Source organism: Psychrobacillus sp. FSL K6-2836 (assembly GCF_038003085.1).
GTDB lineage: Bacteria > Bacillota > Bacilli > Bacillales_A > Planococcaceae > Psychrobacillus.
The window spans coordinates 3,908,941-3,923,566 of sequence record NZ_JBBOOM010000001.1; the positions used below are offsets into that span (position 1 = coordinate 3,908,941).

Here is a 14,626-nt window from a genome sequence, read left to right on the forward strand (position 1 = left end):
AAATACAGGAACTTCGTATACAATAACAATATGCATATTGCTTGGTACATTATTCTTTAAAAGAGGTGCGATATTATGGAAAATAATTTTGAAGCTATTTTTACGCACGTACTACCAGCTATAGAAAGTAAGAGAAATGAGTTTGTCGTTTATCAATACAATACGGTGACGGAAAAAGACATTTGGAATTTTTGTGTGACGAAAAAATGGAGAAAAAAAGATATAGCTTCCTTGCCTTTATATCAAATCATAAACGATATTCTCACCATTTCTCCCGCAGAATTTATGACGTTTGAACAAATTGAAAATCAAAGAACATCTAACTGGTTTTCTGAGATTAATCAAGAAGAGTTGCAATTGTTATTAAACCCAGGTTTCGAAGAAAAATAAGTGGATGGTTATTTGACAGTGAGCGCAACGTGTTTCATAATAAACTTGTTGCTTTTTTTTGAGGAGGATATCTACATATGAAAACTAGAGGACGCATAGTTGCGTTTTTATTGTTACTCGTTATTTTTGCAGGAACAATCAGTCCCACAGTTACAGGCGTACTGAACAATATTAAACTCGGTCTAGATCTTCAAGGTGGTTTTGAGGTTCTTTATCAAGTAAACGAATTAAAGGATGGTCAAGAAATAACGGAAGATGTTGTGGCGGATACAGCATCAGCACTTACGAGCCGTATTGACGTATTAGGTGTAAGTGAACCTAGTATTCAAATTGAAGATGGCAACCGAATTCGAGTACAACTTGCTGGTGTGGATGATCAGAATTCTGCCAGAGAGTTACTTTCGACACAAGCGAATTTAACATTCCGAGATTCCGATGATAATATAATGCTAGACGGGATGGACTTGAAGGAAAGCGGAGCTAAGGCAGCTTTTGATCAACAAGGACAACCTATCGTAACATTAGAATTAAAAGATGCAAATAAATTTGCAGAAATTACTTCTGAAATTGCGGCAAAGCCAGCCCCAGACAATGTTCTAGTTATTTGGTTAGACTTTGAAGAAGGTGTGGATTCGTACAAAACAGAAGCATTGAAGCCTGAAGAAGAGCAAAAATTCACTTCAGCTCCGCGCGTTTCTCAGCGCATTAACTCCGATAGCGTGGAAATTTCTGGTGCATTTACAGTTGATGAAACAAAACATCTGTCAGGAATTTTAAATGCCGGTGCTCTTCCAGTTGAATTGGAAGAAATTTACTCTACCTCAGTAGGAGCACAATTTGGGGAAGAAGCATTAAACAGTACTATTTTAGCTAGTATTATAGGTATTACGGCAATTTTCATCTTTATGATTGGATATTATCGTTTACCTGGTGTTATTGCAGTTATTTCCTTAGTGGTATATATTTTCTTAATTTTAGTTATTTTTGATTGGATTAATGGTGTATTAACACTTCCAGGGATCGCGGCAATTGTTCTCGGGGTAGGTATGGCAGTGGATGCTAATATTTTAACCTATGAGAGAATTCGAGAAGAATTACGTGTTGGAAGATCAGTGAAGAAAGCATTTGATGCAGGAGCAAAAGAATCCTTTACTGCAATTTTCGATGCAAATATTACAACATTATTAGCAGCTGCGGTATTATTCTTCTTCGGTACAAGTTCTGTAAAAGGATTTGCTACACTGTTAATTATTAGTATTTTAGTTATTTTCATCACAGCAGTATGGGCTTCACGTATTTTACTTGGGCTACTTGTTCATAGTGGTTACTTTGATAACAAGCCAGGTTGGTTTGGTATTCCGAAGAAAAGAATGCACTCTCCAGAAGAAGAAGTAGACACTCTTGACTTAACAACAAAATTCGATCGTTTTGATTTTGTTCATAGTCGTAAAATCTTCTATATTGCTTCTATAACATTAACGATTGCAGGAATTATTATCTTGAGTGTGTTCAAGTTAAATCTTGGAATAGATTTTTCTTCTGGTACACGTGTTCAAATTGAGTCTACTCAGCCTTTAACCCAAGCTCTTGTTACAGAGAAAATTGAAAGTATAGGTATGCCTTCAGATGATATTGTAATCTCAGGAGAAAACGGGGATAGTGCAGTAGTCAGATACAAAGATGAATTTACACAAGAAGAAGTTAAAACACTAAAAATAGAAATGACTGAACAGTTTGGTGCTGAACCTCAAGTAAGCACAGTTTCTGATACGGTTGGACGAGAACTTGTGAAAAATGCATTAAAAGCATTAGCGTTTGCTGCTATTGGAATAATCATTTATGTTGCTTTCCGTTTTGAGTGGAGAATGGGTGTTGCATCGATTGTTTCGCTACTCCATGATGCATTCTTAATGGTTGCCATATTTAGTATTCTTCGTTTAGAGGTAGATATTACGTTTATCGCAGCAGTGTTAACGATAGTCGGATATTCTATAAACGATACGATTGTAACATTTGACCGTATACGAGAAAACTTACAACGCAGTGCTAAAATCACATCAGAAGATGAGCTTGCAACGATTGTAAATAAATCATTACGACAAACACTAGGTCGTTCTGTTAATACAGTACTTACTGTTATTTTAGTAGTTGTAGCCTTATTGTTATTTGGTGCAGAAGGAATTCGTAACTTCTCTATTGCTTTATTAATCGGGTTAATAGCCGGAACGTATTCTTCCATTTACATTGGAGCACAAATTTGGTTTGACTTGAAAGTGAAAGAAATGCGTAAAAATGGCGGTATTGATGTGAAAAAAGAAGAGAAAAAATGGGGTTCTGACGAGCCGGTTGTATAATGTTTAAGTATAATGTGGAGCAGGGTATAACAACATATACCCTGCTCCATTTTATTATGGTACATTTAGAAGAAAAGAGGTGTCAACATGAAACTTCAATGGTCATTATTATTTGGTTTGCTATTCGCTATTATTATCGCTTTATTTGCTATTTACAATGTAGATACTGTTCCGGTTAATTATGTATTTGGAACAGCACAATGGCCACTTATCCTCGTTATCTTGGGTTCAGCTTTATTAGGAGCACTCCTAAGTGGGTCAGTTGCAATTTATCGATCATTTATATTATCAAGGAAAATTAAGCACTTAGAGAAAGACCTTGAAAAGAAAGAGGCTACCATTGGTGTTTTACAAAATGAGGTAGTTGCGTACAAGGAAAAACCAGTAGATTTTCTTGATGAGCCAGTGATAGTAAAAGATGAGAATTCAACTATTTAAATGAGGCTGGGACAGAATCCCAAAACAGCATTTTTCTCTGTGAGAAAAATGCTGTTTTTTTGCTGTGCACAAAATTGATTTCCATTCCAGGGACGCTTTCCGCGGGCGTGGCCTGAGCCTGTAGTCTCAGGCGTCACGTTATTCCCGTAGGAGTCGCACCTCCATTCCAATCAATTTTATTAAATATCCATTTATTTAGTAAAGGTTTCTCCTTATCCAATAAAATTTCTACTTCTGTCCCAGCCTCATTGGGATATAAGAAAGTGTGCTAGGAAAAACTGCTTTTTCACAACGTTTCAACCTCAGATAAGGTATAATAGGTTACAAGGAAGTGAAGAAAATGATTAAATCTCAAAAAAAATGGCAAGTTTCAAGGCCTAATATAAATGTAGTAGAAATGTTAGAAAAGGAGCTTTCAATTCCAAGGGTTTGTGCAAAAGTATTGGCTTCTAGAGGATTTGAGCATGTAGAAGATGCGAAAGCATTTTTACATGTAACAGCAGATCAATTACATAATCCTTTTTTACTTCCAGGCATGGAAGCGTTAGTTGCTCGAGTACATCAATCAGTTGATGCAGGAGAACGTATTATGGTTTACGGAGATTACGATGCGGACGGAATTACAAGCACAACTATAATGGTTAAGACACTAGAGTCACTAGGTGCTGACGTCATCTATAAGATTCCGAATAGATTTATAGATGGCTACGGACCAAGTGAACGTTTGTTTCAAGAAGCCTTTGATGAAGGCGTGAAGCTAATCATTACAGTTGACAACGGTATTTCTGGTTTAAAACCTATTGAGTTTGCGAAGGAACTAGGAATGGACGTTATTGTGACAGATCATCATGAACCTGGTGAGAATTTACCAATAGCAGATATTATTATTCACCCGGGTTTGAAAGATACAAGTTATCCTTTTCCGCATCTGGCGGGAGTAGGTGTAGCATTTAAAGTGGCACATGCATTACTAGGAGAAATTCCAAAGGATCTCTTTTACTTAGTGGCGATTGGGACAATAGCGGATCTTGTTTCTTTAACAGGAGAGAATCGTTATTTAGTCCAACAGGGGTTAAAACAAATGCAACAAACAGATTCTGTAGCAATTGAAGCATTAGCAAATGTTAGCGGAGTAGAGCTACGTTCAATCGATGAAGAGACTGTTGGATTTATGTTTGGTCCACGGATTAATGCTGTAGGAAGACTAGGAGAAGCAGCTCCGGGTGTAGATTTGTTCTTAACAGAAAATCCGAATCATGCACTTGCACTTGCCAATATGCTCAATGAAAAAAATCAAGAACGACAAGCTATCGTAAAGCAAATTACAGATGAAGCAATGGAACAACTAGAAAATTCTCCTCCACAAGAGGGAGCGAGTGTCATAGTAGTAGGGAACGTTGGCTGGAACCCAGGAGTGTTAGGTATTGTTGCTTCTAAGCTAGTTGAAAAATACTATAGACCCGCTATTGTACTAGGTTTTGACGAAGAAAAAAGTATTGCAAAAGGATCTGCCCGTAGTATTGAGGGGTTCCATATGTACAAAGAGCTTGCAAAGAACCAAGATATTGTTCCGCATTTTGGTGGACATCCAATGGCTGCGGGTATGACTTTACCATTAGAAAACGTAAGTGAGTTTCGTCGAAGATTAAATGAACAAGCTAAAATAAGCCTAACGGAAGATCAATTAATACCTATTGTATCGATTGATGTACCACTAGAAATGGATGAAATTTCTACAGAATCCATTGAATCTCTTAGAAAACTAGCCCCGTTTGGTATGGACTTTGCAAAACCAGTTTACTGCATTGAACATGTAGAAGTTTCGACCGTTCGAAAAATTGGCTCTGCGCAAAATCATTTGAAAATGGAATTGAAACAAGATGCTGTCCTATTAGATGCGATTGGATTTGGGAAAGGGCAACTTGCAGACGAAATCGCTCCGACAACCAAATTATCTTTTATTGGAGATTTACAGATTAATGAATGGAATGGACGAAAAAAACCACAGTTAATGATACAGGATATAAAAACGGATGAGTGGCAGCTTTTTGATATTAGAGGAATCCGTCAAGTGAATCGTTGGAAATCATTAATTCCTGTAGATGATACAGTGTATATTGCTTTTAATGATACTACGATTAAGCATTTTAGTTCTACCATCGAGAGCAAACTCTATTTGATGAGTGAATTGCTGGAGCAGTCCATTCATGCACAATATGTCGTCCTCTTAGATTTACCTGAAGATGAGCAATCTCTGATCAAGTTAATGCAATATCATTCTTGGAAACGGATATACGCACACTTTTATACGAATGAATCATCTTATTTCGAGGGATTACCGACGCGAGATCAATTTAAGTGGTATTTTTCTTTCTTAGCAAAAAGAAAAACATTTGCATTGAAACAGCATATTCATGAATTATCTAAGCATACTGGTTGGAGTCATAATACATTTAATTTTATGTCGAAGGTGTTTTTTGAACTAAGTTTTGTTAGAATAGACAATGGGATGTTAGTGCTCAATGAAAATCCCGCAAAAAAGGATTTATCGGAGGCACCTTCATACAAACATCGTGAAAAACAGATGGAACTTGAACAAAAATTATTATACGCTCCGTATGTGGAGCTTAAACAATGGTTTGAAGAGCGAAGAGCAGTACAAACCGTTCCTGAGGAGGAGCAAGTATGGATTTAAAGCAATATGTAACAACAGTAGAAGATTGGCCAAAACCAGGTGTCAGTTTTAAAGATATTACATCCATTATGGATAATGGAGAGGCATATAAATACGCAACTGACCAAATTGTAGAGTATGCAAGAAAAGTTAACGCTGAAGTAATTGTAGGACCTGAAGCTCGTGGATTTATTACAGGGTGTCCAGTTGCTTATGCGCTTGGTGTTGGTTTTGCACCCGTTCGTAAGGAAGGTAAACTTCCTCGTGAGGTCATTCGTGCGGAGTATGGTTTAGAGTATGGTAAAGATGTATTAACAATGCATAAAGATGCTGTTAAACCAGGACAACGAGTGTTAATCGTTGATGATTTATTGGCGACAGGTGGTACAATCGATGCTACAATTCGCTTAGTAGAAGAATTAGGTGGAGTAGTGGTAGGGTGTGCATTTTTAATTGAACTTACATACTTAAAAGGCCGCAACAAATTAGAAAACTATGATATTTGCACATTGATGCAATACTAATTAATGTATGGGTTAATGTTTGCTGTTAGCAAGCTTATTTAGGGTGGACTTTACAAGTCCCTCTTTTTTTTTATACAATATACTTTATAAACTATTTTAGAAATATAAAATGAAATCAGGTGAGTTGGCATGGCTAAAGATCAGGTGAAGACGGCAGAAGATGTGTTTGAAACACTCTCTACTTATATGAATGAGGAACATGTGAACTTTGTGAAAAAAGCCTATGAACTAGCAGAGCATGCACATAGGGAACAATTCCGAAATTCGGGTGAACCTTATATTCTACATCCTATTCAAGTAGCTGGTATTCTTGCTGATCTTCAAATGGATCCGGAAACCGTTGCTGCTGGTTTTTTACATGATGTAGTAGAAGATACAGAATATACCCGTGAAGACATAGTTAAGCAATTTAACGAGGAAGTAGCTCTGCTAGTAGAGGGTGTTACTAAACTAGGTAAGATTAAGTATATGTCAAAAGAAGAACAGCAAGCAGAAAATCATCGGAAAATGTTTATAGCAATGGCGCAGGATATACGTATTATTCTGATTAAGCTTGCGGACCGCTTACATAATATGCGTACACTGAAACATCTACCAGAAGAAAAGCAACGTAGAATCTCCAATGAAACCCTAGAAATATTCGCACCACTTGCACATCGACTTGGTATTTCTGCAGTCAAATGGGAGTTAGAAGATACTTCATTACGATACCTAAATCCTCAACAATATTATCGAATAGTTAATTTTATGAAGAAAAAACGTACAGAACGTGAATCTTATCTAAGTAATGTTATGGAAGATATACGAAAACAGTTAGTTGAAATGGAAGTTGAAGCTGATATATCTGGTCGTCCAAAGCATATTTATAGTATTTATCGTAAAATGGTCGTCCAAAACAAACAATTCAACGAAATTTATGATCTACTTGCGATGCGTATCATTGTAGAAAGCATTAAAGATTGTTATGCCGTTTTAGGAGTTATCCATACGCTTTGGAAACCAATGCCCGGACGTTTCAAAGATTATATAGCCATGCCTAAACAAAATTTATATCAATCACTGCATACAACTGTTATAGGTCCAAATGGAGAGCCCTTAGAGGTTCAAATACGCACAGAAGAAATGCATAATATTGCAGAATTCGGTGTCGCTGCACACTGGGCTTATAAGGAAGGCAAAAAAGTAGAAGCTGATAAAAAAACGATTGACTCTCAGTTGAATTGGTTTAGAGAAATTTTAGAATATCAGCATGAATCTTCGAATGCTGAAGAATTCATGGAGTCTTTAAAGTTCGATTTATTTTCCGATATGGTATATGTTTTCACGCCTAAAGGGGATGTTGTAGAACTCCCGGCTAGCTCTGTTCCAATAGATTTTGCTTACAGAGTGCACTCTGAAGTCGGTAACAAAACTATTGGTGCAAAGGTCAACGGTAAAATGGTTCCACTTGACACGAAACTTAAAACCGGTGATATTATCGAAGTATTGACGTCTAAACAATCATTTGGACCTAGTAGAGATTGGGTTAAAATAGCTCAATCATCTCAAGCAAAAAATAAGATCAAACAGTTTTTTAAGAAACAGTTACGTGACGAGAATGTTATTAAAGGAAAAGAACAAATAGAGAAAGAAATTAGATCACAGGACTTTGACATAAAAGAAGTACTAACTCCTGAGAATATTAAACGTGTATGTGATAAATATGCATTTACCGGCGAAGAAGACTTATATGCAGCTGTAGGCTTTAATGGCATTACAGCACAACAAGTGGTAAATCGCTTAGCAGAGAAAATGAGAAAGATTCGAGATCAGGAAGAAGCATTAGAGAAAATAACTACCGAAATGCAGACTCCACCGATCAATAAAACGACAGAATCAGGTGTCATTGTTAAGGGAATTGAGAATATGCTCATCCGCTTATCGCGTTGCTGTAGTCCAGTTCCAGGTGATGATATCGTTGGGTTTATAACAAAAGGACGTGGTGTTTCAGTCCATCGTGCAGATTGTCCAAATGTACACAACGATGATACGAATTCCCGGATTATAGAAGTAGAATGGGTAAAACATGATTCTCCTACGAAAAAAGAGTATCAAGTGGACATAGAAGTATCCGCATATGATCGATCAGGTCTGTTGAATGAAGTTTTACAAGTAGTAAATGAATCTAAAACCAATATCGCTGCGGTAACCGGTAAATCAGAAAATGATATTGCTATCATTCATTTGACTATTCTAATTTCAAATACTGCTCACTTAAACAGGGTGGCAGATCGTATAAAACAATTGCCAGATATATATTCTGTCCAACGTATTATAAATTAAAGTGCTATTACAATAAGAAATTGGCAGCGCCTTAGTTAAAAGGAGTTTACTTTTCATGAAAGTATTGTTGCAAAGATGCAAAAATGCAAGTGTGACAGTGGATGGACAAGTCACTGGAAAGATAGAAAACGGCTATTTATTGTTAGTTGGTATTACTACAACAGACACCGAAAAAGAAATAAATTATCTAGTAGAAAAAGTTATTGGTCTACGCTTATTTGAGGATGCGGATGGTAAAATGAACCATTCTATCGAACAAGTTCGAGGAAGTATTTTGTCGGTTTCTCAATTTACTTTATATGCCGATACGAGAAAAGGCAGAAGACCGAGCTTTACTGATGCAGCCAGACCAGAAATTGCAAAACCTTTATGGGAGCTCTTCAACGAAAAACTACAATCAAAAGGCTTGCAAGTAGAAACTGGTGTATTTGGTGCTATGATGGACGTCTCATTTACGAACGATGGTCCAGTAACGATTATGTTAGAAGCTTAACTGCAAAAAAGTTGTATAAATTACTCTAATTAGGAGTAATTTGTACAACTTTTTTTGAAATCAATAATTCTGCTGGTTTTGACCTAAAGATCTTGTCTCACTGTATTTAAAGATTAGGAAATAAGTTTTAAGTTCATCTAATCTAATTGAGCATCAAAGTAATTAATAATTCCATTATAAATGCCATGTGTAGCTTGTTCTCGATAGTTTTGAGTTGTTACATTGCGTTCTTCAGAAGGATTACTTAAATAACCTAACTCTATTAAAATAGCTTTCTGTTTATTTTCTCGTAATACCAAATAATCTCCTGGTTGAGTGCCTCTATCTTTCAAAGAAATCATGTTACCAAGCCCGCTATGGACGTACTTAGCAAATTCTTTTTGATAACCATGCATGTAGTAAGTTGTAAAACCTCTTACCGAGCTATTATCGATTGCATCATAGTGTAAACTTATGAATGCATCGGCATCAACTTGGTGACCAATGGAGACTCGTTTTCGAAGGTCTACATATTCGTCTGATTCTCTTGTCAAAATAACATTAGCACCAGCTGCTTGTAATTTGGATGAAAGTAATTCAGATGTTTTTAAAGTTATATCTTTTTCATCTGTTCCAAGTACACCAGTTGTACCACGGTCATTTCCACCATGCCCTGCGTCGATGACAATAGTTAGCCCTTTTAAAGTGCCTTTTTTACGAGTGGAATCTTTTTTATCTTCTTTTTCCACTTCGCTATTATCTTCTGATTCCTCAGTTACATTTGGTGTGGTGGATGAAGATGATACTAACCAACTTGCTACATAAGCTGTTTGTCCATTATCTAAAATAATTTTGTACCAATCATTTATCTTTTCTGCTACTGGAAAAGTAGTCCCAGCATCAGCTCTTGAAACTACTTCACTACTCGTTGTGCTATCTTTGCGAAGGTTTGTCCCGTTATAAAGAATAGTAATAGTTTCATTATTCTGCGCAGCATCAATACTTTCAGAGGTTGTAGATAAGGTTCCATAAAAACTATACAACCATCCCTTTTCTCCATTTTCAAGTTCTACTTGCACCCAATTATGATCGGAGTCGACAACTGAAAATTGATCCCCCTTATTAACCAGCCCTATTTTTTTGGAAGTTAAATCTGCTTTTGAGCGAACATTTAGCGCATCGACGGATACTTCAAATACATTTTCAGTAGTGTTCGTTTCTTTGCTTGCAGTTTGTTCGGTCACGGTGATATAGGATTGATGGATCCAACCTTTTCTACCTTGAAAGTCTATTTCAATCCAATCCTCTTGAGATTTGTAGGCATTTGTAGAGTCACCCTCATGTAATTGGCCTATAACTGCGGAAGAGGTAGTAGGTTCCGTTCGAACATTCAATCGATTTACTTTCGATACAATCTGTTTGTTTGTCAACTCAAGTGATTCTTTGGTTGTGTACCAGCTAGCTATCCAACCAGTGGAACTACCAAAATTAACTTGAAGCCAATCATTTTCTTTACCGATGACGTCTAATTTGTCATTTTTTGTAACAGCACCGATTGTCTCGTATGTAAGGCCTGGACCTGATCGTACTTTTAAAGAATCAACATTTACGGTCACTTCATTCTCCTGCGCATTTACTTGCAAGTATGGCATTAGTAAACATGCACATAAAAAAATAATGGTCATTTTATGTATTATTTTAGCGTTCATTGAATCACTCCTATCCCTATTGTAAATAGTCTGATAAAAAATTTCTACCTTTTCTTCAAAAGGGTTGACTTATTTGTCTTACGTCATTAAGATAAAGTATAATCAAAAACTAAAACAAACCTATGACCGAAAAAGTAACTGTCTAAAACGGATGACAAGAGAAGGAAAGACGTGGCTGAAATCTTTCCTACATACGCATTCAGTGAACAACATTCGCGAGGATTTTTGTCGAAAGAGATTTTACTCTAGTAGGCAAAAACGGAACTGGTCGTTATCCAGAATTGAGAGGGTCAATATTTTTGACCAACTAGGGTGGAACCGCGGAAGCTTATACAAGCTCTCGTCCCTTGCTATTTATAGCAGGGGATGAGGGCTTTTTTATATGTCTAGCTTCAGCGCCCAGCCCCTCGAGGTCGCTTCAGTTCCTCGGTCGAAAGTTGAAAGATGCTTTCGATTCGGAACTTCCAGCACTTGTCGGGGCTAAGTAGGGCGCTTACGCTTTTCTATAATGCAATGGAAAGGGGCAATTGCCATGGATATTAAAGTACCTAGAGGAACACAAGACATTTTGCCATCAGAAACTGGTAAGTGGCAAGCAGTAGAAGAACTAATTAGAGAACAGTGCCGTATGTATCAGTACAAAGAGATTAGAACTCCTGTTTTTGAACATACTGAATTATTTACTAGAAGCGTTGGAGATACGACGGATATTGTTCAAAAAGAAATGTACACGTTCCAAGATAGAGGAAATCGTTCCCTAACATTACGACCAGAAGGCACGGCATCAGCGGTAAGAGCGTTTGTAGAACATAAAATGTTTGGTTACCCAGATCAGCCTGTTAAGCTTTACTATATGGGACCAATGTTCCGTTATGAGCGTCAGCAGGCAGGTAGATACCGTCAATTCGTGCAGTTCGGTATTGAAGCAATAGGTAGTGCGGATCCAGCAATCGATGCGGAAGTAATTTCTTTAGCAATGTCTGTCTATCAAAATGCGGGATTGAAAAAGCTAAAGCTTGTTATAAACTCCTTAGGGGACACAGAAAGTAGAGTTGCACATAAAGCGGCACTAGTTAGTCACTTCGAACCACATATTGAAGAGTTTTGCTCGGATTGTCAAAATAGATTACAAAAAAATCCACTTCGTATTTTGGATTGCAAGGTAGATCGTAACCACCCGTTAATGGAAACAGCACCATCCTTAGCAGACTTTTTAAATGAAGAATCAGCTACTTATTTCGAAAAAGTAAAAGAATATTTAGCAATATTAAATATTCCATTTGAGGTAGATCCTAATCTGGTCCGTGGATTAGATTATTATAACCACACAGCTTTTGAAATTATGAGTGCTGCAGAAGGCTTTGGCGCAATTACAACATTAGCGGGCGGGGGAAGATATAACGGTCTAGTAGAAGAACTAGGTGGACCAGATGCTCCTGGAATTGGATTTGCAATGAGTATTGAGAGACTACTATTAGCTATTGAAGCGGAAAACAATGAATGGGCAGATAAGTCGACATTAGATGTTTATGTAATTGGTCTAGGTGAAGCAGCTAAGAAAAAAGCGATCGAACTTACGTATCAACTTAGACAGCAAAAAATTTCAGCAGAGATGGATTATTTAGATCGTAAAATGAAAACACAAATGAAATCAGCAGATCGTTTAAAAGCAAAATTCGTATTAGTAATAGGCGATGATGAATTAGAAAAAGAAAGTGCAATGTTGAAGGATTTAGCAACAGGAACTCAAAATTTAGTTCCATTCAGTTCATTAGTAGAACAAATAAAGAGTAGTTCAACACAGTTGGAGGCAGAGAATAATGAGTAGAACACACACAAGTGGACAATTAAATGAACAACAAATCGGTGAATCTATCCAATTAATCGGGTGGGTGCAAAAACGTAGAGATTTAGGTGGCTTAATATTTGTTGATGTACGTGATCGCACTGGACTAGTACAAGTAGTTTTTAACCCTGAGTTTTCTGAATCAGCAATTCAAATAGCGGATAAATTACGCAATGAATACATCATAGAGGTAAAAGGTACTGTAGTTGCACGTGCAGCAAACCAAGTGAACAAAAATATTTCATCTGGGGCAATTGAAGTACATGCTAGTGAAGCTCGTATTATTAACGAAGCTAAAAACCCTCCTTTTGCGATTGAAAACCAAACGGACGCAGGAGAAGATATTCGCTTAAAGTATCGCTACTTAGATTTAAGAAGACCAGTAATGTATGACACATTTAAAATGCGTTCAGATATTACTAAAACCGTAAGACGTTTCTTAGACGATGAAGGCTTCTTAGAAGTAGAAACTCCAATATTAACTAAATCTACTCCTGAAGGGGCGCGCGACTATTTAGTACCAAGTCGTGTACATGATGGAGAATTCTATGCACTTCCACAATCACCACAGTTGTTTAAGCAGCTTCTAATGGTTGGAGGATTTGAAAAATACTATCAAATTGCTCGATGCTTCCGTGATGAAGATTTACGTGCAGACCGTCAACCAGAATTTACTCAAATCGATATGGAAATGAGTTTCCTATCGATGGATGAAATTTTAGAAATGAATGAACGTATGATGAAAAAGGTTATGAAGGACGTTAAAGGTGTAGACGTTACTATTCCTTTCAACCGCATGAATTATGATGAAGCGATGAATCGCTTTGGGTCGGATAAACCGGATGTTCGTTTTGGACTAGAACTTGTTGATCTTTCGGAATTAGTGAAAGACAGCTCATTCAAAGTTTTCGCTTCCGCAGTAGAAGCTGGTGGACAAGTAAAAGCGATTAATGTTAAAGGTGCCGCAGATAACTATTCTCGTAAGGATATTGATGCACTTGGAGAATACGCTGGAGTTTACGGTGCAAAAGGGCTTGCTTGGTTGAAAGTGGACGAAGAAGGTTTGAAGGGACCAATTGCTAAATTCTTTGAAGGTGAAGCAGCTACAAGCCTTATTCAAACATTAGAGGCAACAGCTGGAGATTTACTATTATTTGTTGCTGATAAAACCTCTGTAGTGGCAGATTCATTAGGTGCATTACGTCTAAAACTTGGAAAAGAACTTGAATTAATCGATGAATCACGCTTTGAATTTTTATGGGTAGTTAACTGGCCATTATTCGAATACGATGAAAAAGAAGGTCGTTACTACGCAGCGCATCATCCATTCACAAGACCTTTTGTTGAGGATCTTGCATTAATGGATACTGATCCAAGCAAAGTGCGTGCCCAAGCGTATGACTTAGTATTGAACGGTTATGAATTAGGTGGAGGATCACTACGTATATATTCTAGAGAAGTTCAAGAAAAAATGTTCGAGATACTTGGATTTTCGGATGAGGAAGCTAAAGCTCAATTTGGTTTCCTAATGGAAGCTTTTGAATATGGAACACCTCCACATGGCGGAGTTGCATTTGGATTAGATAGATTAGTCATGCTTCTTTCTGGTAGTACAAATCTACGTGATACTATTGCGTTCCCGAAAACAGCAAGTGCAAGTGATTTATTAACTTCTGCACCAAGCCCAGTGGCTGAGGCTCAGTTAGATGAGTTAAGCCTAAGCTTGAAATTGAAAACGAAGTAAATTTCAGAAGGATTTGTCATGACTGTTGTCGTGATGAATCCTTCTTTTTAGATTATAGACTTACTTGACTTATAACTCTAGAAAAAATTTATCCATATACTCCAGATTTCCGTTACAGGTGGAGAACAAAGGCTAAAAGCGCCACGTCGTGTG

10 protein-coding genes and 1 other annotated feature are annotated in these 14,626 nt (G+C 37.1%); of the genes, 9 read left to right on the forward strand and 1 reads right to left on the reverse strand.

Annotated features, from left to right (window positions below):
- The first annotated feature begins 75 nt into the window (after positions 1–75).
- The 7 genes from MKY37_RS18930 to dtd all read left to right on the forward strand — a co-directional run bounded on the left by MKY37_RS18930 (position 76) and on the right by dtd (position 9,195).
- Entirely contained in the window at positions 76–390 is a 315-nt protein-coding gene (locus tag MKY37_RS18930; RefSeq protein ID WP_340779323.1) for a post-transcriptional regulator, read from the forward strand.
- Between the two features lie 77 nt (positions 391–467).
- Positions 468–2,744, forward strand: a complete 2,277-nt coding sequence (gene secDF, locus MKY37_RS18935; protein ID WP_340779324.1) for a protein translocase subunit SecDF — start codon at positions 468–470, stop codon at positions 2,742–2,744.
- An 87-nt stretch (positions 2,745–2,831) separates the two neighbouring features.
- Positions 2,832–3,182, forward strand: coding sequence for a LapA family protein (locus MKY37_RS18940; protein ID WP_340779326.1), 351 nt, complete (start codon positions 2,832–2,834; stop codon positions 3,180–3,182).
- A 340-nt stretch (positions 3,183–3,522) separates the two neighbouring features.
- On the forward strand, positions 3,523–5,877 hold the full coding sequence (gene recJ / locus MKY37_RS18945) for a single-stranded-DNA-specific exonuclease RecJ (protein WP_340779329.1): 2,355 nt from the start codon (positions 3,523–3,525) through the stop codon (positions 5,875–5,877).
- On the forward strand, positions 5,868–6,380 hold the full coding sequence (locus MKY37_RS18950; RefSeq protein WP_340779331.1) for an adenine phosphoribosyltransferase: 513 nt from the start codon (positions 5,868–5,870) through the stop codon (positions 6,378–6,380). Before recJ ends, MKY37_RS18950 begins: the two co-directional genes overlap by 10 nt.
- Before the next feature lie 129 nt (positions 6,381–6,509).
- The gene (locus tag MKY37_RS18955) at positions 6,510–8,702 is read left to right on the forward strand and encodes a RelA/SpoT family protein (protein WP_340779333.1); all 2,193 of its coding nucleotides are present in this window, start codon (positions 6,510–6,512) and stop codon (positions 8,700–8,702) included.
- A 55-nt stretch (positions 8,703–8,757) separates the two neighbouring features.
- On the forward strand, positions 8,758–9,195 hold the full coding sequence (gene dtd / locus MKY37_RS18960; protein WP_340779335.1) for a D-aminoacyl-tRNA deacylase: 438 nt from the start codon (positions 8,758–8,760) through the stop codon (positions 9,193–9,195).
- 137 nt (positions 9,196–9,332) lie between these two features.
- On the opposite strand, the gene MKY37_RS18965 is transcribed toward dtd, so the two are convergent.
- Positions 9,333–10,883 (reverse strand): SH3 domain-containing protein, encoded by a 1,551-nt coding sequence (locus tag MKY37_RS18965; protein ID WP_340779337.1) that lies wholly within the window; start codon positions 10,881–10,883, stop codon positions 9,333–9,335.
- Between the two features lie 113 nt (positions 10,884–10,996).
- Positions 10,997–11,234 (forward strand) — a binding site (T-box leader).
- A gap of 181 nt (positions 11,235–11,415) precedes the next feature.
- Here MKY37_RS18965 and hisS point away from each other — a divergent pair.
- Positions 11,416–12,711, forward strand: coding sequence for a histidine--tRNA ligase (gene hisS / locus MKY37_RS18970; RefSeq protein WP_340779982.1), 1,296 nt, complete (start codon positions 11,416–11,418; stop codon positions 12,709–12,711).
- Positions 12,701–14,473, forward strand: a complete 1,773-nt coding sequence (gene aspS, locus MKY37_RS18975; RefSeq protein WP_340779983.1) for an aspartate--tRNA ligase — start codon at positions 12,701–12,703, stop codon at positions 14,471–14,473. Before hisS ends, aspS begins: the two co-directional genes overlap by 11 nt.
- Positions 14,474–14,626: the final 153 nt, after the last annotated feature.